This window comes from Haloplanus sp. CK5-1, assembly GCF_037201915.1.
In the GTDB taxonomy this organism is placed as follows: Archaea; Halobacteriota; Halobacteria; order Halobacteriales; family Haloferacaceae; genus Haloplanus; species Haloplanus salilacus.
The window spans coordinates 2,420,078-2,440,538 of record NZ_CP147505.1 but is presented as its reverse complement, the minus strand read 5'-3'; the positions used below and the strand labels follow the sequence as shown (position 1 = coordinate 2,440,538).

The 20,461-nt window shown below is 64.8% G+C and carries 20 protein-coding genes, 1 tRNA gene and 5 pseudogenes; 14 read left to right on the top strand and 12 right to left on the bottom strand.

Annotation, left to right across the window (positions count from 1 at the left end; translation table 11 throughout):
* Nucleotides 1-14 precede the first annotated feature (14 nt).
* On the bottom strand, nt 15-320 hold the full coding sequence (locus NBT81_RS12930) for an NUDIX domain-containing protein (protein WP_338739164.1): 306 nt from the start codon (nt 318-320) through the stop codon (nt 15-17).
* Between the two features lie 43 nt (nt 321-363).
* Nucleotides 364-2,565: an AAA family ATPase gene (locus NBT81_RS12925; protein ID WP_338739162.1), complete on the bottom strand. Its 2,202-nt coding sequence runs from the start codon at nt 2,563-2,565 to the stop codon at nt 364-366.
* 261 nt (nt 2,566-2,826) lie between these two features.
* Here NBT81_RS12925 and NBT81_RS12920 point away from each other — a divergent pair, with 261 nt between their 5' ends.
* Nucleotides 2,827-4,314 carry an ATPase domain-containing protein gene (locus tag NBT81_RS12920; RefSeq protein ID WP_338739160.1) on the top strand — a complete coding sequence of 496 codons (1,488 nt, stop codon included), beginning with the start codon at nt 2,827-2,829 and terminating at the stop codon, nt 4,312-4,314.
* Between the two features lie 17 nt (nt 4,315-4,331).
* On the top strand, nt 4,332-6,545 hold the full coding sequence (locus tag NBT81_RS12915; protein ID WP_338739158.1) for a PAS domain S-box protein: 2,214 nt from the start codon (nt 4,332-4,334) through the stop codon (nt 6,543-6,545).
* 310 nt (nt 6,546-6,855) lie between these two features.
* Here the strand turns inward: NBT81_RS12915 and NBT81_RS12910 are convergent, their stop codons facing one another.
* Nucleotides 6,856-7,695: a fumarylacetoacetate hydrolase family protein gene (locus NBT81_RS12910; RefSeq protein WP_338739155.1), complete on the bottom strand. Its 840-nt coding sequence runs from the start codon at nt 7,693-7,695 to the stop codon at nt 6,856-6,858.
* Nucleotides 7,696-8,027: 332 nt separating this feature from the next.
* Here NBT81_RS12910 and NBT81_RS12905 point away from each other — a divergent pair.
* Nucleotides 8,028-8,288: pseudogene (locus tag NBT81_RS12905) on the top strand (sensor histidine kinase); the annotation flags it as partial.
* A gap of 463 nt (nt 8,289-8,751) precedes the next feature.
* Here NBT81_RS12905 and NBT81_RS12900 read toward each other — a convergent pair.
* Nucleotides 8,752-8,826 (bottom strand) — tRNA-Glu (locus tag NBT81_RS12900).
* Between the two features lie 121 nt (nt 8,827-8,947).
* Here NBT81_RS12900 and NBT81_RS12895 point away from each other — a divergent pair.
* On the top strand, nt 8,948-9,679 hold the full coding sequence (locus tag NBT81_RS12895) for an SDR family oxidoreductase (protein WP_338739153.1): 732 nt from the start codon (nt 8,948-8,950) through the stop codon (nt 9,677-9,679).
* A gap of 3 nt (nt 9,680-9,682) precedes the next feature.
* Here the strand turns inward: NBT81_RS12895 and NBT81_RS12890 are convergent, their stop codons facing one another.
* Together NBT81_RS12890 and NBT81_RS12885 are read right to left on the bottom strand one after the other, a co-directional pair.
* Nucleotides 9,683-9,883 carry a YegP family protein gene (locus NBT81_RS12890; RefSeq protein WP_338739151.1) on the bottom strand — a complete coding sequence of 67 codons (201 nt, stop codon included), beginning with the start codon at nt 9,881-9,883 and terminating at the stop codon, nt 9,683-9,685.
* 45 nt (nt 9,884-9,928) lie between these two features.
* A complete protein-coding gene (locus NBT81_RS12885) occupies nt 9,929-10,201 on the bottom strand; it encodes a hypothetical protein (protein ID WP_338739148.1) in 273 nt (90 codons plus the stop codon).
* Nucleotides 10,202-10,307: 106 nt separating this feature from the next.
* Between NBT81_RS12885 and NBT81_RS12880 the strand changes: the two genes are divergently transcribed.
* Together NBT81_RS12880 and NBT81_RS12875 are read left to right on the top strand one after the other, a co-directional pair.
* A complete protein-coding gene (locus tag NBT81_RS12880) occupies nt 10,308-10,967 on the top strand; it encodes a hypothetical protein (protein WP_338739146.1) in 660 nt (219 codons plus the stop codon).
* 1 nt (nt 10,968) lies between these two features.
* A complete protein-coding gene (locus NBT81_RS12875) occupies nt 10,969-11,637 on the top strand; it encodes a hypothetical protein (protein WP_338739144.1) in 669 nt (222 codons plus the stop codon).
* 25 nt (nt 11,638-11,662) lie between these two features.
* Here NBT81_RS12875 and NBT81_RS12870 read toward each other — a convergent pair whose 3' ends face one another.
* On the bottom strand, nt 11,663-12,187 hold the full coding sequence (locus tag NBT81_RS12870; protein WP_338739142.1) for a DUF7344 domain-containing protein: 525 nt from the start codon (nt 12,185-12,187) through the stop codon (nt 11,663-11,665).
* A 316-nt stretch (nt 12,188-12,503) separates the two neighbouring features.
* On the opposite strand from NBT81_RS12870, the gene NBT81_RS12865 reads away from it, so the two are divergent.
* Entirely contained in the window at nt 12,504-12,809 is a 306-nt protein-coding gene (locus NBT81_RS12865; protein ID WP_338739140.1) for a putative quinol monooxygenase, read from the top strand.
* Between the two features lie 250 nt (nt 12,810-13,059).
* On the opposite strand, the pseudogene NBT81_RS17380 reads toward NBT81_RS12865, so the two are convergent.
* The 3 genes and pseudogenes from NBT81_RS17380 to NBT81_RS12855 all read right to left on the bottom strand — a co-directional run.
* Nucleotides 13,060-13,299: pseudogene (locus NBT81_RS17380) on the bottom strand (hypothetical protein); the annotation flags it as partial.
* Nucleotides 13,259-13,699 carry a DUF302 domain-containing protein gene (locus tag NBT81_RS12860; protein WP_338739138.1) on the bottom strand — a complete coding sequence of 147 codons (441 nt, stop codon included), beginning with the start codon at nt 13,697-13,699 and terminating at the stop codon, nt 13,259-13,261. The pseudogene NBT81_RS17380 and the gene NBT81_RS12860, both read right to left, overlap by 41 nt.
* A gap of 29 nt (nt 13,700-13,728) precedes the next feature.
* Nucleotides 13,729-14,367: an IS6 family transposase gene (locus NBT81_RS12855; RefSeq protein ID WP_338739136.1), complete on the bottom strand. Its 639-nt coding sequence runs from the start codon at nt 14,365-14,367 to the stop codon at nt 13,729-13,731.
* A 302-nt stretch (nt 14,368-14,669) separates the two neighbouring features.
* Between NBT81_RS12855 and trxA the strand changes: the two genes are divergently transcribed.
* From trxA to NBT81_RS12830, 6 genes and pseudogenes are all read left to right on the top strand, one after another.
* Nucleotides 14,670-15,083 carry a thioredoxin gene (trxA, locus tag NBT81_RS12850; RefSeq protein ID WP_338739134.1) on the top strand — a complete coding sequence of 138 codons (414 nt, stop codon included), beginning with the start codon at nt 14,670-14,672 and terminating at the stop codon, nt 15,081-15,083.
* Nucleotides 15,084-15,434: 351 nt separating this feature from the next.
* Nucleotides 15,435-16,782, top strand: a pseudogene (locus tag NBT81_RS12845) (FAD-dependent oxidoreductase).
* Between the two features lie 240 nt (nt 16,783-17,022).
* Nucleotides 17,023-17,247: a YgaP family membrane protein gene (locus tag NBT81_RS12840; protein WP_425498663.1), complete on the top strand. Its 225-nt coding sequence runs from the start codon at nt 17,023-17,025 to the stop codon at nt 17,245-17,247.
* 2 nt (nt 17,248-17,249) lie between these two features.
* Nucleotides 17,250-17,424: pseudogene (locus NBT81_RS17375) on the top strand (class I SAM-dependent methyltransferase); the annotation flags it as partial.
* Nucleotides 17,425-17,547: 123 nt separating this feature from the next.
* A complete protein-coding gene (locus NBT81_RS12835; protein WP_338739131.1) occupies nt 17,548-17,886 on the top strand; it encodes a thioredoxin family protein in 339 nt (112 codons plus the stop codon).
* A gap of 15 nt (nt 17,887-17,901) precedes the next feature.
* Nucleotides 17,902-18,053 (top strand): annotated as a pseudogene (locus tag NBT81_RS12830) (aminotransferase class V-fold PLP-dependent enzyme); the annotation flags it as partial.
* A gap of 141 nt (nt 18,054-18,194) precedes the next feature.
* Here NBT81_RS12830 and NBT81_RS12825 read toward each other — a convergent pair.
* Complete coding sequence (locus NBT81_RS12825) at nt 18,195-18,767, bottom strand: DsrE/DsrF/DrsH-like family protein (RefSeq protein WP_338739129.1); 573 nt, start codon at nt 18,765-18,767, stop codon at nt 18,195-18,197.
* Nucleotides 18,768-18,769: 2 nt separating this feature from the next.
* Nucleotides 18,770-19,015, bottom strand: coding sequence for a sulfurtransferase TusA family protein (locus tag NBT81_RS12820; RefSeq protein WP_338739127.1), 246 nt, complete (start codon nt 19,013-19,015; stop codon nt 18,770-18,772).
* Nucleotides 19,016-19,264: 249 nt separating this feature from the next.
* On the opposite strand from NBT81_RS12820, the gene NBT81_RS12815 reads away from it, so the two are divergent.
* Nucleotides 19,265-20,458 (top strand): MBL fold metallo-hydrolase, encoded by a 1,194-nt coding sequence (locus NBT81_RS12815; RefSeq protein WP_338739125.1) that lies wholly within the window; start codon nt 19,265-19,267, stop codon nt 20,456-20,458.
* Nucleotides 20,459-20,461: the final 3 nt, after the last annotated feature.

Genomic DNA, 20,461 nt, shown 5'->3' with positions numbered 1-20,461 from the left:
GGTCTGTCGGTGGGCTACTCCGCCAGCCCCGCGTCCCGGAGGTACGCCTCGACGTACGGGTGGAAGTCCGGAAACGGCGGTTCGAAGGTCCGGAGTGGCGCGTGTTGGTCGTCGCGGGCGACCCGGTGGACCGCGTCGGCGAGCGGTTCGTCCTTCCGGACGCGGCCGCCGGGGACGAACCACTCGCCGCGGGCGGGAGCGTTCTCGCGGCGGCCGAGCACCACGCCGCCGTCGTGTCGGACCACGAGATCGACGGAGACGATGGGAACGTTCCGAACTACGGTCCGCCACTCGTCGTCGGGACACCGTTCGTCGCTCATCGTCGGCCCGTACGCCGGACGGGGCCTTGAGTCAACTCACCGCTCACGACAACGACGGCCCGACGGCGTCGAGTGCTGCCTCGAAGTGAGCGGCCGTCAGTGCCACCTCGTCGGCGTGGTCGTTCGCCGCAGGGCCGGGGTACGCGTCGGCCACCGTCCGGACGGCGCGGACCGCCGCCTCCCGACAGACGCCGGCGAGGTCCGCCCCGGAGTAGCCGCCGGTGCGTCCCGCGATATCGTCGAGGTCGACGTCCCCCGCGAGTGGCTTGTCGCGGGTGTGGACGTCGAGGATGGCGCGGCGGGCCGCCTCGTCGGGTGGCGGAACCTCGACGTGGGACTCCAGCCGGCCGGTCCGCAGGAGCGCAGGGTCGAGGGCTGCCTTCCGGTTGGTCGCCGCGAGGACGATCAGACCGGGGTTGTCGGCGGCGGCGTCGAACTCGGTCAGGAGTTGCGAGACGACGCGGTCGACCACCTCGCCGGCGTCGTCGCGAGCGGTGGCGACGGCGTCGATCTCGTCGAAGAAGACGATGGCGGGGGCGGCCCCCCGAGCGCGGTCGAACACCTCGCGGACGGCCTTCTCGCTCTCGCCGACGTAGCGGTCGAGGAGTTCTGGACCCCGGACGCGGACGAAGTTGACGCCGCTCTCGGCGGCGACGGCGCGGGCGAGGAGTGTCTTGCCCGTCCCCGGCGGGCCGTAGAGCAGGATGCCGGTGGGTGGGTCGGCGTCGGCCGCGTCGAACAGCGGTCCGTACGTCAGCGGCCACGTGACCGCGCGTTCGAGCGTCGCCTTCGTCTCGCCGAGACCGCCGACCGACTCGAACCCCTCGGTCGGCGTCTCGGAGACGTACTCGCGCATGGCACTGGGGTCGACGGCCGCCATCGCCGACTCGAAGTCGGCGCGCGTGACGGCGATATCGTCGGTCGGGAGACTCTCTCGGCGCGCGCGACGGAGGGCGGACATCGCCGCCTCGGTCACCAGGGATTCGAGGTCGGCCCCGACGAAGCCGTGGGTGCGGGCGGCCATGCGGTCGAGGTCCACGTCGTCGGTCGTCGGCATCCGTCTCGTGTGGACGTCGAGGATCTCTCGCCGCCCCGCCTCGCCGGGGACCCCGATCTCGATCTCGCGGTCGAACCGGCCGCCACGGCGGAGCGCGGGGTCGAGGTCGTCGACCCGGTTGGTCGCGCCGATGACGATCACCTCGCCGCGGGCCTCGAGACCGTCCATCAGCGAGAGGAGTTGGCCCACGATCCGATCCTCCATCCCGCTGTTGTCCTCGCGTGTCGGCGCGACGGAGTCGATCTCGTCGAAGAAGACGATGGCCGGCGCGTGCTCGCGGGCCTCTTCGAACACCGCGCGCAGACGCTCCTCGCTGTCTCCCTTGTACTTCGAGACGATCTCCGGGCCCGAAACGGAGAGAAAGGTCGCGTCGACCTCGTTGGCGACGGCCTTGGCGATCAGCGTCTTGCCCGTCCCCGGCGGGCCGTGTAGGAGGACGCCTTTTGGCGGGTCGACGCCGAGGCGGTCGAACAGCTCGGGCTCCGACAACGGGAGTTCGATCATCTCCCGCACCAAGTCGAGTTCGTCGTCGAGGCCGCCGATGTCCTCGTAGGTGACGCCCGTCGCCGGTGACGGGCGGTCGTCGGCGAGGGGCAGTTCCCCGAGATCGAGGTCGGTCCCGCCGGTGGGAGTCCCCTCGCGCGGATCACCCGGCCTGCCCGCATCGTCGTCGGCTGCCGCGTCGTCGGCACGGCTGCCGGTCAGTTCGAGGTCGGTCGACTCGGTCACCCGGACCGGGTCGTCGGGACGCGTCCCGTCGACGACGAACGGGTCGATGTCCAGACTCTCGACGCGGACTCGGTCTCCGGTCCGGAGGGGACGACCGTCGAGCGCCCGCCGGAGCTCGCGCCGGGCGGTCTCGTTCGCGGGATCGACTCCGGTTGGTGCCGAGAGCGTGATCGAGTCGGCGTCGGCGACGCTCGTCGCGCGCACCGTCACCGTGTCGCCGACGGCGACGCCCGCGTTGGTTCGCGTCCCCGCGTCGACGAGGATGGCGTCGTCGGGGACGCCGGCCCGCGCCGGCCAGAGTTTCGCGACCGTCGTCCGCGACCCCTCGACGACGACCGCGTCGCCGCTCAACACGCCGAGTCGCTGGCGGGCGGCCTCCGGCAACCGTGCGATGCCACGCCCCGCGTCCCGCTTCTCCGCGCTCCGGACCGTGAGTTCGATCCCGGCCGTCGCGTTCATCGCTTCGGGGTACGGGCGGGCGACCCTTTACCCTTGCCGACACACCGCCAGTCGGGTCAGGTCGGCGGCGACACGAACCCCCGGAGCCGATACGCGGACACCCCGACGATCCGCGTAGATATTGCGAAACGGTTAATGAGACTCACTCTCCTACATCGCGTATGATCGAGAGGGGGCGTTGTATGAACGAGACGCTGACACGTTGTTTCGACTCCTGATGTGGTGGACTCGAAATCCCGTGGGATCCTGACTCGGAACTGAATGCCAGACGACAACACGACGGCCCACTCGGACGTAGAACTGATCAGTTCGGGGATCCCCGAACTCGACACCTTACTCAACGGTGGCCTCATTCGGGGCCGAGCGTATCTCGTCCAAGGGACCGCCGGGACGGGCAAATCACTCCTCGGTCAGCACTTCCTTCGAGAGGGAATCGACAACGGTGAAACCGTCGTCTACATCCACGGGGAAGAGTCCAAATCGGATATTCTCACGAACGCCGCCCGCGTCGGCATCGATATAACGGACGTCACGTTCCTCGACATCGGGCCGGGAACCGATTTCTTCGCCGAAGACATCACGTACGACCTCGTCGAGACGACGGCAGTGGAATCCGAGCGATTCACCAAGGATATCAAGGACGTGATCGAGGATCTGGATCCCGAACGTGTGTTGATCGATCCGATAACGCAGTTACAGTACGTGGAGCGAGACGAGTACCAGTACCGGAAGCGGTTGCAGTCGCTCATACGGTTCCTCCGGAATCGAACCGGAACGATCGTCGCAACGAGGACGACTCACGGACGGGGTGACCGGTCCCTCGCGTACGACGACTTCGAGTCGCTCAGCGACGGCGTTATCAATCTCTTCCTCGACGAGAGCGAGCGACGGATCGCGGTCACGAAACACCGAGGACTCGGTCAGAAGGACGGAACACACGGTCTCGAAATCCGAGAGTGTGGGATAGAGGTCTATCCCCAGTTGGTACCGGACGAGCGCCATCGAGGGTTCGATCCCGAACTCCTCTCGACGGGGAACGACGACCTCGACTCGTTACTAGGGGGTGGGATCGAACGAGGATCGGTGACGGTTACTACTGGTCCGACTGGAGTCGGGAAGTCGACGATCGGTGCACAGATGCTCGCCGGAATCGCCGAGGACGAGGGGACTGCACTCGGCTACCTGTTCGACGAATCTATCGAACAGTTCACGTATCGGAGCGACAACCTCGACATCCCGATCGCGGACTACCACGACGACGGAACGCTGGCGTTCCAGGAAGTCGAACCGCTCGTTCGGTCGGGCGAGGAGTTCACTCAGCAGGTCGTAACCGACGTCGACGAGACCGAACCGGACGCGGTCTTCATCGACGGACTGTCCGGATACAAACTCTCGCTACAAGGCGACGCGGAGCGACTCGTCCGCCGTCTCCACTCGTTGACGCGCACGCTCAAAAACCGAGGGGTCGCCGTCATCATCACCGACGAAATCGAGCGCCTCACCGGTATTTCCGAAGCGACGAGTACGAACACGAGCTACATTGCCGACAACATCGTGGGCCTCTCGTACGTCGAACTCGACGGAGAGACCGTGCGAGTTATCGGCGTTCTCAAAAAACGCCTCGGGGACTTCGACAACCGGTTCCACCGATTCACGATCACCAGCGGAACGGGACTGTCGGTCGAGGAGCCCTTCGATAGCGTTCACGGCATCATGCGAGGGTCACCGACGCCAACCGACCACGAGTGACGGACACCTAGTCGACCATGACGGACGCACCGACTCCCGAACCCACAGCACGGATCCAGTTGCTAGTGAGCGAATCCGGCGACCGGGATGCTCTCGAAGAGCTGCTCTCCGAACGATACGAGATAGTCACCGACGAGACGCTGCAGCCAGTCGACTGCTATCTGATCGGTGATCGGCTGGTTTCGGCGTACCGCTCGGAACTCGAGCGTCGGAAAGCGGACACACAACCCGTATTCTGTCCGGTGCTCGTGATCCAGCGGGAGACGGCACCCGCCCCAGTCGATCGACTAGCACGCGACGACGCCGAGGCACCCTCACTCGTAGACGACGTCGTTTCCGCACCGGTCGGACGGCAGGTCCTGTTTCGACGGGTGGACAACCTACTCACCCGCCGAAACCAGTCTCTCGCGCTCGCGCGACGATACGAACGAATGGAGAGTCGGTTTCAACAACTGTTCGAGTCGACAAACGACGCGCTCTTCGTCGTCGACGTCGCCGAGGACACGTTCGTCGAATGCAATCCTGCAGCCGGTGACTTGCTCGGCTACGCCCGTGACGAACTCCTCGGCCTCAGGGCCTCGGAGACGATCCATCGGTCGGATCGAGACACCTACCGGTCGTTTCTGCAGCGAGTGACGGAGACTGGCACGGGACGGACCGACGAGCTCCGTTGCGAGACGAACGCGGGTGACGTCCGTCACCTCGAGGTGAGCGGAGCGACGCTCGAGGAGTCGGGCGACGATCGGTCGACGGTCATCTTGTCCGCCCGCGACGTCACGGAACGCGTCAACTACCAAGAGGAACTCGAGTGGAAGACACACGCGATCGAGACGACTCCCATCGGTGTCGTCATCACCGATCCGCATCGAGACGACAATCCGATCATCTACGCAAACGAAGGCTTCACCCAGGTTACTGGCTATTCGGAACGGGAGGTCGTCGGTCGAAACCTTCGGTTTTTGCACGGCGAAGAGACACGTCCCGAGCCAGTTGCCGCGATGCGGGAGGCGATCGACGCACACGAACAGGTAACCGTCGAACTCCGGAACTACCGCAAAGACGGCACTCCGTTCTGGAACCGCGTCACGATTGCCCCGGTCACGAACGGCGGCGGAGAGGTGACACACTTCGTCAGCTTTCAAGAAGATATCACCGAACGCAAGGAGTACGAAGAGGAGTTGGAGTTGTTCCGAAACGCGGTCGAACAGGCGGGCCACGGGGTCGTGATAACGGATCGAAACGGGACCATCGAATACACGAATCCGAGGTACGCCCAAGACACGGGATACGCCCGCGAGGAACTCGTCGGGCTGAATCCAGCGATCGTTCAATCGGGCAAACACGACGAGACGTTCTACGAGGAACTCTGGGAGACGATTCTGTCCGGCGAGGTCTGGGAGGCCGACATAATCAACCAACGCAAGTCCGGGGAGTTGTACGAGGTCGACCAGACGATCGCCCCCATCAGTGACGAGACTGGTGAGATCACCCACTTCGTGGGGATCCAGTCCGACGTGAGCGAACAACGATTACGAAACCAACAACTCGAGGTGTTCAATCGAGTCCTGCGCCACAATATCAGAAACACGATGAACGTCGTCACTGGTAACGTGTCGATACTCGAGGCCCGGATCGACGACGAACGAACCCGGACACAGCTACAGACCATCGAGCAGCAAGCGGCGTCGTTGATCGAGCTCAGCGAGAAGGTGAGAACCGTTCACGATCTCGTCGAAGGCGCGGGCGAGCCCGACGACGTCCGTAACATCTCCGAACTGCTCTCCGAGCTCGCCTCCAACTTCGAGGAGACGTATCCGACTGCCGAGATCACGGTCAGCGCGCCCGACGACATCTGGGTGCAGTCCGACGGTCGGTTGGCGGAGGCGGTCCGCGAAACCGTGACGAACGCAGTCGTTCACAACGACCGCTCCGAGCCGACGGTCGACGTGACTGCCGAGATCGCGGAACGCGACGACGCGGGGAAGATGGTGGACATCGAAATCCTCGACGACGGGCCCGGAATTCCGATCGAAGAGCAAGCGATAATCTCGAGCGGCGAGGAGACACCACTCAATCACGGCAGCGGAATCGGACTGCCCCTCGTGTACTGGATAACTAGGAGTCTCGGGGGAGAGATGATCCTCGGTGAGAACGATCCCCGGGGCAGTCGCACTACCCTCCGCATCCCGGTCGAATCCGCCCCCGGACCGGTGGAACCCCCGGAAAACTGAGGCCGACCTGCCGGTGGTTCCCTGGGAACCTCCTCCGTCCGCTGGAACCCGGGACGATCCCGGCTGCACGCCGTGACGACCCCGATATCGGTCCCGCGCTGCCGTTCCCGCACGCCTCGGTTCGACCGCGGATCGGGTCAGCGTGTACTCTCCTCTGTCTCTCGGGGGTTGCACGCAGCGGTGCTCGGACGGGGAGTCGAATCCACCCCCACCACCGCTCGCGTTCGCGTGGTCGTCACCGTGAGCGGCCACGTCGCTTCCCACGAGCCACAGCCTCCCGATTCGGTCTGTTCTCGACACCGTACGGCCGTCACTCCATATCGGTCTCCTCCGGCCGAACCACGTCGGCGGCGACGGCCCCGAACCGATCCACCTCGGCACGGACCCGGTCGCCCGGTTCGATCCGGCCCGCCCCGGGCGTCCCCGTCGAGATTACGTCGCCGGGTTCGAGCGTCATCACCTCGGAGTGGCGGGCGACGAGTTCGCGCGGCGAGAAGTGCATGTTCGCGACGGTGTTTCGAGCGACGACCGACCCGTTCAGGACCGTCCGTACCTCGACGTCGTCGAGGGACGTGCCGGGCATCGGGGTGGCGAGATGTGGGCCGAAAACGAGGAAGGTGTCGTAGCTCTTCGCCCGGGTGAGATATCGGGGGTTCCGCTGGAGGACGTCCTCCGCGGTCACGTCGATAACCGGCGTGTAGCCCGCGATCACCTCGTCGGCGTCGGCGACGGGCACGTCCCGACAGGTCCGACCGATCACGACGGCGAGTTCGGCCTCCGCGGTGACGCGGTCCGTCTCTTCGGCCGGCGGGAGGCGGATCGGGCCGCCCGGCCCCGTCGCGGCCGTGGCGGGCTTGAAGAAACTCGCCGGTTCGTCCGGTGGCTCCTCCGCGAGGTCCGCGGCGTGGCCGGCGTAGTTGAGGCCGATACCGAACAGTTTCCCCGGCCGGTCGAGAACCGGACCGAGCGTGACCGCGGTCCGGGGAACTCGCTCGGCGGTCGCGTCGTCGAGGGAAGGGAGGCCCTCGGTCGCCCGTGGGAGGACGTCCCGGACACTCGACGCGTCCGGGAGAGCCGCACCGAGGGGGACGAACCCCTCGTCGTCGCCGGCGAGTGGCCGACCGTCGGTCGTACGGGCGAGATAGCGCATCAGCCAGTCACCCCGCAGTCGTTCCGTGCGGTTCGTCGCCGATCCGCTCCCGAGGCCGCTCGGTCCATACCCACCCCGGAGAGCGCCCGAACAATGAATCCTCGCCAGTCGCGGACGGGGAAACGCTATTGCGTCGTGGCGTCGTTGCGGACGCCGGTGGCGGGTCTCCGGAGCTTGGGTCAGGATCAAGCATCCGCACCGTCACGCGGGGCGGAGTCCTCAGGTTCGAATCCTGATGGGGGTACAGCTCCCTGCCACCACGGTTCGCGTCGTCGCTGTTGGGGAGAACGCGGGGGGTGTGATTCGTCTCCGAGGCAGTCGAGACGGACGACGAACTTGTGACGGTGACTATCAGCGACAACGGTCCCGGAATCACCGACCGCGCACTGGACGAGCTCTTCGAGAAGACGAGACAAGGGGATCGTGGACTCGGACTCTATCCGGTGGGGCAGTTACTCGACCGCTACGGCGGCACTATCGAACTCGCCGAGACGGGGGCTGACGGATCGACGTTCGTCGTCACACTTCCCCAAGCGACTGAGGCACCAATCTCGGCCACGGGGAGCGAGACAAGAACACCCAAAGCAACCTAATTCACATCTGGGATCGCCGCTTCCGAGCGAACCGTGAGTTCGAGTCTGACCGAACGCTTCCGTCAAGTCCGTTGGCCCCAGCTGAACGTCGCTCTGGGATCGGATGGGATTCAGAATAACCCCGGTTTACAGTCTCGACCGACGCTTCTCGAATGGGAGCGTACACGACTTCGGGTGGCCGTTTTGCGCAACCAAGCCAGCAGCTCGGCGAATCGAACACTAGGGGACCGATCACGAGAGAGGTATGGCCCAAGGTATCTGATTTGCCCGCAAATCTAATGCTCCGACAGGGATTCGAACCACAGTCGCGTGGAGGCCGCTCCCTGATTCGAATCCCGTCGTGCGCTCCTCGCTCGAAAAACTCGCTGCCATGCTCCGACAGGGATTCGAACCACAGTCGCGTGGAGGCCGCTCCCTGATTCGAATCCCGTCGTGCGCTCCTCGCTCGAAAAACTCGCTGCCATGCTCCGACAGGGATTCGAACCCTGGTCATTGCCGTGAGAGGGCAATATGATTGGCCGGACTACACCATCGGAGCCCGTCGACGCACCGCGCGTCGATCACATTCCATCCGAAGGAGTGGCGATATTTAAACGCAACTATCTCGGTTCGAGCCATGGGGAGAGTAAAGGGTCTGCGGGCCGACGGCTCCCACGACCATGAGCCTCGAAGACAGCGCGACCGTCGTCACGGGTGCGAGTTCAGGCATCGGCGAGGCGACAGCCCACGAGTTCGCGAGTGAGGGGGCACGCGTCGCCCTCGCCGCACGAAGCGAGGATCGACTGGCGTCCATCGCGGCCGACCTCGACGCGGAGTACGGCGCGGAGACCCTCGTCGTCCCGACGGACGTCCGCGACGAGGCGGCCGTCGACGCGTTGATCGACGCCGCCGTCGACGAGTGGGGCGGCCTCGACGTCCTCGTCAACAACGCGGGACTGGGCCGGGGTGGCGACGTGGCCGACCTCTCGACCGAGGACTACCGGGCGATGATGGACACGAACGTCGACGGCGTCTTCTACGCGACGCGGGCGGCGCTCCCGCACCTGGCGGAGTCCTCGGGCAACCTGATCTTCGTCGGGAGTTTCGCGGGGCAGTACCCTCGGCCCGGCAATCCGGTGTACGCCGCGACGAAGTGGTGGGTTCGGGGGTTCGCCCACAGCGTCGAGGCACAGATCGGGCCGGACGGCGTCGGCGTCACCGTCGTCAACCCGACCGAAGTGCGAACGGAGTTCGGCGGCGACGACGGCGACCCGTTCGCCGAGCGGTTCGAACCGGGCGAGGTGAGCGAACCCGAGGAGATCGCCGACGCGATCGGCTTCGCGGCCGCGCAGGACCACTCGACGGTCCACGAGATCGACGTCTACCGCCGCGACAAGTTCGAAGGCTGGTGACGGTCAGGCCGGATCGTCGGGCCCGAGCGAGTCGACGCCCGCCTCCGCAGCGACGTGTTTGACACGCTGTACGTCGGCCATCGCCGCCTGCCGAGTCGGATACGTTCCGTCGCTTGACGCGACGACCGTCCCGTCGGCGTGGCGGAGTCGCCAGCGGAACGACCCCGAGTCGGTCTCGAACACGCGAAACGTCGCCTCGACCATACCGCGAGGAGGCGGGCGAGCGTCAAAACACCTCGCTCGAGTCGGTCAGGAGAGCTGTGTTGACCACCAGCGGAGCCACTCGGCGAGCGGGCCACGCATCCCGTCGACGTGGATCCGGACGGTGCCGTCCAGCTGCCACCGGGCGAACTCGGCGTCGGCGTCCATCCGCAACGGGACGTCGACGGTCACGTCCTCGAACGTACACTCCAGTTCTTCCTCCCGATCGATGGCCGTATCGAGGACGTCGTCGACGACGTCCAACCACGTCTGTTCGTCCGTCTCGTCGGCAGGGAGGCGTCCCGACTGTTGGTCCGGCATGGGACGACCTACGGCGCGAGGGCGTTTTGTATCTTCGGCTCGTGGGATTTCGCACTGATCGACGGGTGCCGAAGCGTTTTCACCCCCACCGGGCAAAGGGCGTTCCATGCCAACCGTCGACCCCGACAGCGGGATCTACGACCTGTTCGAGCGCCGGCGACTCAACGCCGTGCTCGGGTGGGGGTTCGTCGGGGTCCTCTGTCTCGCCGCCGGTGTAGCGGTCCTCGACGGACGCCCCCTCTGGGCGGGCTTCACGCTGACGCTCGTCGCCCTGGCGGCCGTCCCGGCGGTCGCCTTCCGTCGTCCCGACGCGATGGTTCCGTGGGAGGTGTTGGCACTCGCTTCTGTCCCCGCAGTCGTGCGACTCCTCGTCGTCGGACAGACCGTTGGCGGCGTGACGCTCACCGGCCGCGTGACCACCTACGTCGCCGTCGCGGCCGCCGCGCTCATCGTCGCGGTGGAACTCGACGTGTTCACGTCCGTCCGGATGACCCACACCTTCGCGGTGCTGTTCGTGGTCGTCACGACGGTGGCGACGGCGGGGCTGTGGGCCGAGGCACGGTGGCTCTCCGACACGCTCCTCGGGACGCAGGTCCTCCTCGACGGCCGCCCCGAACACGTCATCGAGGAGGCGCTCATGTGGGACTTCGTCGCCGCGACGGTGGCCGGCGTCGTCGCCGGCGTCTGCTTCGAGTACTACTTCCGTCGGTTCGCCGATGCGACGCCGCGGTATCCGACCGAGGCGGCCGGGAGGGGGAGCGACTGAGATGCGGATCCGTGACCGTCTCGGGCTGAACGAGCGGCGCCAACGACAGCTCTCACGGCTGATGCAGGTGCTACTCGTCGGCCTCGTGTTCGTCGGGTTCGAGCGTGGCAACCCGGGTATCGTCGTCAACGCGGCCGTCGGACTGGGCGTGACGTACCTCCCTGCGGTGCTCGAACGCGACTACCACATCCCGATGGACTCGGCGCTGACGCTGTGGATCACCGTCGCCGTCTTCCTCCACGCCTTTGGCACCGCCGGGCTTCCCGGGGCGACGACCAACCTCTACCGGAGCATCTGGTGGTGGGACCACCTGACCCACACGCTGTCCTCGACCATCGTCGCCGCGGCGGGGTACGCCACCGCTCGGGCCTTCGAACTCCACTCCGACGGCGTCTCGCTCCCCGACCGGTTCATGTTCGTGTTCATCCTGCTGTTCGTCCTCGCGTTCGGCGTCTTCTGGGAAGTCCTCGAGTTCGGCGTGACGGTCGTCGCGTCGCTCTCGGGAACCCAGGCCGTCCTCGTCCAGTACGGGCTCGGCGACACGATGCTGGACCTGCTGTTCGACACGCTCGGCGGCGTCATCGTCGCCATCTGGGGTACCGCCCACCTGACGGACCTGGTCGGCGTCCTCGCCGACCGGTTCGGCCCCGGGACGGCGGGGAAGGACTGACGCCCGGCCGGCGTGATCGGTCGGCTCAGTCGCGTTCGACCGCGACTTGGACCAGCGACACGAAGGCACACGACAGAACGGCGACCGTCGCGTAGGCCAACCCGGGGACCCGCGTGAACGGGCCGACACCCGCTGCCGCGAGCGCTATCGGCACCGCGAGGATGGCAGCGACGAGCAGGTACCACCGCCACCAGCGTCGTCGTCGCTCGTCGACCGCATCGAGGTAGGGGAGACAGCGCTCGGCCCCGTCGACGAGTGTCACCTCGCCCGCACGCCGGTCGTAGGACACGACGCCGGCATCCGCGAGTTTGGGCAGGTGCATCTGGTAGAGGGCGGTCTGGACCCGCTTTCGCTGGTCGTAGGTCACGTCCGCGGGATCGCAGTCGTTCTCCACGGCGGCGACGTGTTCGCTCAGGTCGCGCAGGTCGACGGGGCCCGGCCGGTCGCGGAGATAGTCGATGACCTCGCGTCGCCGCCCGTTGCGGAGCGTCGCGAAGGGTTCGTGGTCCGTCGACTCGTTCGATTCCATCTGGACGGCGTTCGGTGGCATCGGCTCAGTGGCTCCGTCCCTCGGTGGCGTGAGCGTTCGGGCGAGTGACGTTCCGATCCACGGGGAGCACTGTTCGCCGGAGCGACATAATGGTACTGTCGACGGACCGACCCACGCGAGGCGACAGGCCTCTCACGGGTTAGCGTGTTTTTCGCTGGCGGTCGAGCCCCACATACGGGAGACGTTGCCCGGATGCCCAAACTCGGGCACGATTACGACCCACAACCCGCGGGAGTCGACGGGACGCGGGCCCGATGCGACGGCGTCGCACGCGTGCCGAGCGTATATATGTCCGGGAGTGGGGGATGGTGACGCAATGCTCGTCGTCCACGCGACGTTTCCGATCGATCCGGCCCACCGCGACCGAGCGGTCGAACTCATGCAACACCTCGCCGAACACTCCCGGGCCGAAGACGGGATCATCGACTACCGCGTCAACACGGATATCGACGATCCGAACCTGTTCCGGTTCGTCGAGAAGTACGAGGACGAGGCGGCCTTCGGCGCACACGTCGAGACCGAACACTTCGGGGAGTTCGAGGCGGCACTCCCCGACCTCCTCGCCGGCGAACCCGACGTGACTCGCTTCGACGTCGAGAGCGTCAGCGACGTCGAACTGTAAGCTCCCGCCCCGCGAAGGTCCAGCACGACGAGATGAGGTGGACGCCGGCGTCAGTGGACGTGCTCGAGGGACGACGGCGCATACAGGGGATATCCGTATCGAACCCCCTCAGGGGCTCCTTCGCTCGGGGACTCATCCGCTGCCCTGGTCGACTTCGAAGAGGCGAAACCGCGCCGGCCGTTCTACACCTCGGTAAGCACTGCAGGCACGTGACGCTCTGTGCCTCGTTTCCACACCGGAACGAGAGACACTCGACGGCGTACACATGGTCGACAGCCAGTGCGACGTCGTCGGCGTAGAACCCGGTCCCGCTCCCGAGGTCCGCGACAGTCTCGTCGCCATCGGACGACAGTGCTCAGAGCAGTTCCTCCACGGAGAGGAACCGGTACCGTTGCTGTGCATCGTCGAGGTTGTCAGCCCGGCCGGCATCGGACGTGTGATACCCTACGTTAGAGGTTCGCGAATGCCTCGTCGACGAGTTCGCCGGTATCGGCGACGATGTCCGCCATCTCCTCGTTGTCGGGCGCCATCCCGACCAGTCGGGCGATGCGCATGATGGAGACGTGGTAGACGACCTGCTTGTCCGGTTCTTTCTCCCAGACGACGACGTTACAGGCCATGAGCGACCCGAGTTTGTTGTCGGTCGCATCCAGCGCGCGGTCGGCTACCTCGGGATTGCACGCGCCGAGTACGTAGTAAGGGTCCCGACCCGCGTCGACTTTCTCGTTGAGCATCTCGGACGGGGAGAACTCGACGGGGACGCCGAAGCCGGCGTCCGTGAACACGTCGCGGACGTGTTCGATGGCATCGTCGTGGCTCATCTCGAGTGTTGCCCGTTCTTCACCGATGTCTGCGGGGTCGATCTGGCTCGGGTCAATTGGGAGCGTCATTCGTGTATTATCTTGGGGCTTCGGTCGCGTTAACTTTGGCGTGAGTTGTGCCGGACGGCGAGGGCTTTGAGCCACGATTCTGCTGTCTGCGGTTCGACATGGCTGAAACTAGTTGCGAACGATGAGGTTCGTCGTTCTATCTCCCAAAAGACACGTTCGATGGCATTCCGATTCCCGTGTGAAATCATCTGGAATCGGTACCCGTCTTCGTCGAGGACGTTCACTAGATAATCGGCGTCATCGACGAGAAATTCGACGCCATCTAGCCGATATCGTCGATGAAGTTCGGTCAGAAACCATCGCGTCGTCTGTTTCGTCGTCGCTGGAAACAGCCTGAACTGCAGGATTTCGTTTGTTTGAGGATCGACGGCACCGTACAGCCAGTAGTCGTCGCCGTTGATGCGGATCACTTTCTCGTCAACCGCAAGTTGATCCGCACTCACCGTCGACATCGGCTGTAGATCGGCCTTGTGCACCCAGTTGTGAACCGCGACGTGACTACGTTTGACTCCCAACTCATCGAGAAACTGACTGGCATCCCTTGTTGACATACCGGCGAGATGACACCGGATGCCCACTTGAATCGCCCACTCGGGAGTCCGCTCTCGCTCCACAAACGACAAGTCGATCCACTCGATACATCCGTTGAGGCGGTCGAATTCTAGCATAAGCACTCAGAACTCGTCCGCCTCATCCTCTAACTTAACGCGACCGGGGCTTCGGGACAAAGTCTCTTCGGGCCGTCTGCAGCGAAAGCGCGGCTTCGTGGGAATAGAATCGCGCCAGTACCACCTCGGCTAACGTGGTATTGTGGTATTCGAGAACAGCTTCGATTCGCTACAGCCGAAACTCGGACGACCGAGAGGGGTACGACAGGCCCGTTCCTGCCCCTCGTTCGCTCGATGCTCTCCGAGGTAGTATTGTACTATCTATGAAAAATACATTACGGCGCGGTTCGAACGGACGGCTAATGACCGACGACATCGAGGAGATCCGCCGACAGAAATTGGCGGAGCTTCGAGACCGGGCCGAAACGGGCGGTGCTGAGAAGTCCGCCTCGAAGAGCCCGTCCGAGCCGATCCGGATCACCGACGGCGCAGAGCTATCCGAAACCGTCGTCGAGTACGACCTCGTGCTAGCCGACTTCTACGCCGACTGGTGTGGCCCCTGCGAGATGCTCGAACCGATCGTAGATACGATCTCGGCCGAGACCGGTGCGACCGTGGCGAAGATCGATATCGACGCGAACCAGCAACTCGCCGCCGAATACGGTGTTCGAGGCGTTCCGACGCTCGTCTTGTTCGCTGACGGACAGCCGGCGGAACGGCTCGTCGGAATGCAGGACGAAGCTCGTCTTCGCTCCGTGATCGAAACGCACACGTGACTCGTTGACGATCGATAGGCTGTCGACGTGGATGGACGTCACTCTGACGACGGCTCACTCGTGAGGTCGCTGACGCTCGTCGGCCACCTGTTGATCGCCGTCGCGTGGACGTTCTCAGTACTCCGGACGGCTCTACCGTCCCGGTCTCCCGTAGCTATAGTAGCCTTTGTGAGTTATCACACATCTGATCGCATGACAGCGTTCGATCAGGTGTGCGGACAGTTACAAACGCTACTATAGTACCGTCACGGACTTCCCCTCCGAGTGGGGTGGCCCCGAGCTACGGGACGGCAGTGGTAATATTGTGCAATCTGCAAAACACTTTCGATTCTACCACACCAACCACGAGATATGAGCGACACGTTCGTGGTCGTCGGCGGTGACGCCGCGGGAATGAGTGCCGCGAGCAAGGCCAAGCGTGAAGACCCAAATCTGGACGTCGTCGTCTTCGAGAAAGGCGAGTGGGTGTCCTACGCCGCCTGTGGGATGCCCTACTACGTCAAGGGCGAGGTCGAGGACCTGGAGGACTCGTCACCGTGACGCCGGGGGAGTTCCGTGACGAGCGCGGCGTCGGCCTCCGGACCGACCACGAGGTCGTCGGTGTCGACCCCGAGGCCGAAACCGTCACCGTCGAGGGTGGCGGCGAGACGTTCGACCAGCCCTACGATCACCTCCTCCTCGCGACGGGTGCGAGCGCCATCGAACCGCTGTTCGACGGTCTCGGTCCCGGCGGCGTGTTCACCATCCACGACATGGACGAGGCCGACGCAATCGAGGACTACGTCACCGAACACTCGCCGGAGTCGGCAGCGATCGGCGGCGGCGGGTACGTCGGCATCGAGATGGCCGAGGCGCTGTCGGCACACGGCGTCGACGTCCACCTCTACGAGATGCTCCCACACGTCCTCCAGCCGTTCGGTGACGCGGTGGCCGAGGTCGTCGAGGACCACCTTCGAGCGCAGGGCGTCCGGTTGCACCTCGACACGGCCGTCTCGGACTTCGAGGGTGACGAGCGGGTCGAGCGCGTCACCGTCGGCGACGAGTCCCACCCCGCCGAAATCGCCATCGTCGGCGTCGGTGTCGAACCGAACGCCGACCTCGCGGCGGACGCCGGCATCGAACTGGGGGAAACCGGGGCAATCGCGACCGACGAGTACGGCCGGGCGAACTACGGGAACGTCTACGCTGCAGGCGGCTGCGCCGAGGCCCGCCACGTCGTGACCGGCGAGCCGGACCACGTACCGCTGGCGCTGACGGCCAACCGTGCCGGCCGTGCGATCGGTCAGACCGTCGTTGGTGACCCGGAACCGGTTGGCGAAATCGCCGGGATACCGTCAAGGCGTTCGACTTGGGTGCCGCCCGAACTGGAGTCATCGACGAGCAACGGGCACGGAACGCCGGTTTCGATCCCGTCTCGGTCACAGTAACGGCGCCGACGCGGGCGCACTACTATCCAGGTGGTGGGGAGCTTACGGTCACGCTGGTGGCCGACCGGGACTCCGGTCGGCTGCTGGGAGGGGGCGTGGTCGGCCGGGACGGTGCGAAGCGTATCGACACGGTCGCGACGACACTCACGGCCGGTACGACGGTGACTGAACTCCGGAACGCCGACTTGGCATACGCGCTGCCTTTCAGCCCCGTCTGGAATCCGATTCTCACGGCGGCGAAAGTCCTCGATGGGGAGTTGGCGGGCGAATGAGCGCCCGACTACTCCCGAGTACGTCCGGACACACCGCGAGGCCGACACCGTGCATGCCTCGACGAGTACGCCCCAGTTGACGTGCTCGTCGACAGTGCCGTCGTCTACACACGGCTTCCGGCCGCGTGGAGATCCCGGATCGATCGGTAGCCAACCGACGACACGATCGATCCGCCGTCGGAGCGTCTCCAGTGGCAGCCCGTCCGTCGAGAAAGACTTATGCATCTGTATTGTGTGTCTATGAATATGAAGAACAATATTGGTGCGACGGACAGACGGACTCGGATCGTTGTCGGACTCGCGGTGGGGCTCGTCGGACTAGCGATACTCGGCGACCTCCTAGCACTCGGGACGGTGGTTGGCGCAGCGCTGTCCCTGGTGGGCCTCGTCCTGGTCGGCACCGGACTCGTTCGAGTGTGTCTCCTGTACCGCCTGTTGGGCATCGACACGTCCCGCTCCAGATAGCGATGGAACGGTTCCGGCACACCGGCCAACCCGACTGGGACCGGTTGGGAGCTGGCCGTCGCCCGGGACGACGCTCCGGAACCTCGGTATCGGGGCTGGCGAATCGGTCGCCGAAGTGGGTGTGAAAGCGGGTACTTCGCGCTGCCGGCTGCCCGCACCGTCGAGCCCGGATCGGTGTAGGGGCTGGACTTCGACGCGGAGCCACTCGCCGAAATCGACGTCGATGAGGGATCGACCGGGGCAGGCTGTATTGTAAAAAAAGACCAAGACTATTAAACATACGGTGCGTAGAGTCCGGCGATGGCAACACGGACAGCGGAGACGGACGGCGTGATTTCACTCGGCGACGACGACATCCAAGCGGTCGTCGACGACAGTAGCGTCGCGCTCGTCGAGTTCTACACGGAGTGGTGTGGCACCTGCGAACGAATGGAGCCAATTCTGGAAGAACTCGCGGGAGACACCGACGCGACGATCCTGACGGTCGACATCGAATCGAATCTCGAAACGGCGATCGAGTTCGGTGCCCAGAGCACGCCCACGTTCGTCCTGTTCGTCGACGGGCAACCGGTGAAACGACTTCGCGGCGGCCAGAACGAACGGATACTCCGCGACCTGATCGGGCAGTATCGCGACTAACTCACCGAGAACGAGATGAGACCGAGAGAACTTCGCGCCGACACCCCCGCCTGCACGAGGACGTCTACCTGAATTTCGGCGCCCACGGACCGAGCCCACGGTACGTCGTCGAGGCCGCAGACGAGTTCGTGCGGTCACACGAGTACGAGACGAGCACGCGAAACGACCTGACCACGGTACGCGAACCGGATATCGAGACTGGATGCCGTAGCGTCCTCGATCGACGGTTCTACCGCATCCGTGTCGACGCCCTCCGGGACGGCATCGACGATTCGGAGAATCGGATCCCCGAGTGTGGTCACGGGAATTCAGACGAGGAGCTGAACGTCGGCGTCGGCCATGTCCTGCAGGGCGGTCGCCGCGCCGACGCCCGTGGTGACACCGTCGTAGAAGTCGTCTTCGTCGTAGTCCATCAGGTCGATGGTCATCTGACAAGCCTGGAACTCGACTCCCATGTCGAGGCTCGTCTCGACGAGTTCCTCGATGGTGGCGGTGTCGTTGTCCGCGATCTTCTTCTCCATCATCTTCGTCGTCACGCGGTCCATCCCCGGGAGCGCCGCGACGGCGTTCGGGACGGGCATGTTGGGGTTGCCGACGGAGCTGAGTTTGAGGTTCTTCGAGCGCTCCTCGTGGAGGATGTCCAGCCCCCAGAACGTGTGGAAGACGGTCACCTCGTAATCGAACGCGGCCGCGGTGCTGGCGAGAATGAGCGGCGGGTACGCCATGTCGAGCGTGCCCTTCGTCGCGATGATGCTCATCTTCTTGGTGTCGTCCTCGGCAGTGGCCTCGGCGAGGGCGTCTTCGAGTTCGTCGACGCGGGCGGCCAGCTCCGCACGGGACGGCGCGTCGTCGGTTGCCGCGTCGGGTGTGTCCGTACTCATCGTTACTCCGTCTTGCGGACGTAGTGTTTGTACACGTCGTCGGCTTCCTCCTGTCCGAGGAGTTCGACGCCATCAGTACCGGACGCCCAGCCGTCGATGTCGCTCATGCTTCCCGAATCGGTCGCCAGCACTTCGAGGATCTCTCCCTCGGCTAGATCGTCGATGGCGGACTTCGTCTTCACAACTGGCATGGGACACGATGCACCTTTGACGTCGAGCGTCTCCGTGATGTCGAATTCGGCACTCATTGGTTATCTGCTCCGTTAGTCTGTATTGGAGCTATCGCACAATACCCTCTACCCAAGTAAAAGATTGTCGGTTCTTGTGAAGATCGCGAACCACTAATTGTCATGTGGGATCAGAGTAGATCGCGTAGAGCGGTCAAATATGGTATACGCCATGTTAATCGTGAGATTCCACTACAGTAGTATTGCTTAGAAAAGGAATTACTATGCAAACCCTTTTGTACGCCCACCCGGTAGAAATGACCGCACAACATGAACGCCGACGACTTCCCCACTCCGGACGTCGACGTGGAGTCCGTCGACCCGGAGTCGCTCAAAGGCCGTATCGACGCCGGTGAGGACGTCACGCTCCTCGATGTGCGTATGCAGTTGGACTACGAGGAGTGGCGTATCGACGGTGAGAACGTCACGTCGATCAACGTCCCGTACTTCGAGTTCCTCGACGACGACATCGACGAGGACGTCCTCGGTCGAATTCCCGACGACCGAGAGATGACCGTCCTGTGCGCGAAGGGCGGTGCCAGCGAGTACGTCGCGGGCACACTCGCGGAGCGCGGCTACGACGTCGACCACCTCGAGGACGGCATGAACGGCTGGGCGGGCATCTACGAGGCCGTCGAGGTCCAGCGGTACGACGGCACCGGCACGCTCCTCCAGTACCAGCGTCCCTCCTCGGGCTGTCTCGGCTACCTGCTTTACGACGACGGGGAGGCGGCGATCATCGACCCGCTTCGGGCATTCACCGATCGCTACCTCGAAAACGCCGACGAACTCGGTGTCGATCTGCAGTACGCGCTCGATACGCACATCCACGCCGACCACATCTCCGGAGTGCGCGACCTCGACGCGGAAGGTGTCGAGGGCGTCATCCCCGAAGCCGCCGTCGACCGCGGCGTCACCTACGCCGACGAGATGACCACGGCCGCGGACGGCGACACTTTCGGGGTCGGCGACGTAACGATCGAGGCGGTCTACACGCCAGGCCACACGACCGGGATGACCTCGTACCTCGTCGACGACAGCCTGCTCGCCACCGGCGACGGGCTGTTCGTCGAGAGCGTCGCCCGCCCCGACCTCGAGGAGGGCGACGAGGGTGCGCCGGATGCCGCGCGCCTGCTCTACGAGTCCCTGCAGGAGCGCGTGCTGACGCTGCCCGACGACACGCTCGTCGGTGGTGCGCACTACAGCGACTCCGCCGAGCCCGCCGCCGACGGCACCTTCACGGCACCCATCGGCGACCTCGTCACGGAGATGGACGCGCTCACGATGGACGAGGACGAGTTCGTCGACCTGATCCTCTCGGACATGCCGCCGCGGCCGGCCAACTACGAGGACATCATCGCCACGAACCTCGGCCAGAACGCCGTCGGCGACGAGGAAGCGTTCACCCTGGAACTCGGGCCGAACAACTGCGCAGCCAGCCAGGACTCCCTCGCGGGTGACTAACGA

Coding starts and splice junctions, on each gene's coding strand:
- NBT81_RS12825 (WP_338739129.1), bottom strand. CDS start 18,767: ATGAGTACGGACACACCCGACGCGGCAACCGACGACGCGCCGTCCCGT.
- trxA (WP_338739134.1), top strand. CDS start 14,670: ATGACCGACGACATCGAGGAGATCCGCCGACAGAAATTGGCGGAGCTT.
- NBT81_RS12865 (WP_338739140.1), top strand. CDS start 12,504: ATGCTCGTCGTCCACGCGACGTTTCCGATCGATCCGGCCCACCGCGAC.
- NBT81_RS12910 (WP_338739155.1), bottom strand. CDS start 7,695: ATGCGCTATCTCGCCCGTACGACCGACGGTCGGCCACTCGCCGGCGAC.
- NBT81_RS12885 (WP_338739148.1), bottom strand. CDS start 10,201: ATGCCGGACCAACAGTCGGGACGCCTCCCTGCCGACGAGACGGACGAA.
- NBT81_RS12890 (WP_338739151.1), bottom strand. CDS start 9,883: ATGGTCGAGGCGACGTTTCGCGTGTTCGAGACCGACTCGGGGTCGTTC.
- NBT81_RS12815 (WP_338739125.1), top strand. CDS start 19,265: ATGAACGCCGACGACTTCCCCACTCCGGACGTCGACGTGGAGTCCGTC.
- NBT81_RS12895 (WP_338739153.1), top strand. CDS start 8,948: ATGAGCCTCGAAGACAGCGCGACCGTCGTCACGGGTGCGAGTTCAGGC.
- NBT81_RS12880 (WP_338739146.1), top strand. CDS start 10,308: ATGCCAACCGTCGACCCCGACAGCGGGATCTACGACCTGTTCGAGCGC.
- NBT81_RS12925 (WP_338739162.1), bottom strand. CDS start 2,565: ATGAACGCGACGGCCGGGATCGAACTCACGGTCCGGAGCGCGGAGAAG.
- NBT81_RS12820 (WP_338739127.1), bottom strand. CDS start 19,015: ATGAGTGCCGAATTCGACATCACGGAGACGCTCGACGTCAAAGGTGCA.
- NBT81_RS12920 (WP_338739160.1), top strand. CDS start 2,827: ATGCCAGACGACAACACGACGGCCCACTCGGACGTAGAACTGATCAGT.
- NBT81_RS12855 (WP_338739136.1), bottom strand. CDS start 14,367: ATGCTAGAATTCGACCGCCTCAACGGATGTATCGAGTGGATCGACTTG.
- NBT81_RS12915 (WP_338739158.1), top strand. CDS start 4,332: ATGACGGACGCACCGACTCCCGAACCCACAGCACGGATCCAGTTGCTA.
- NBT81_RS12840 (WP_425498663.1), top strand. CDS start 17,023: ATGAATATGAAGAACAATATTGGTGCGACGGACAGACGGACTCGGATC.
- NBT81_RS12870 (WP_338739142.1), bottom strand. CDS start 12,187: ATGCCACCGAACGCCGTCCAGATGGAATCGAACGAGTCGACGGACCAC.
- NBT81_RS12930 (WP_338739164.1), bottom strand. CDS start 320: ATGAGCGACGAACGGTGTCCCGACGACGAGTGGCGGACCGTAGTTCGG.
- NBT81_RS12875 (WP_338739144.1), top strand. CDS start 10,969: ATGCGGATCCGTGACCGTCTCGGGCTGAACGAGCGGCGCCAACGACAG.
- NBT81_RS12860 (WP_338739138.1), bottom strand. CDS start 13,699: ATGACGCTCCCAATTGACCCGAGCCAGATCGACCCCGCAGACATCGGT.
- NBT81_RS12835 (WP_338739131.1), top strand. CDS start 17,548: ATGGCAACACGGACAGCGGAGACGGACGGCGTGATTTCACTCGGCGAC.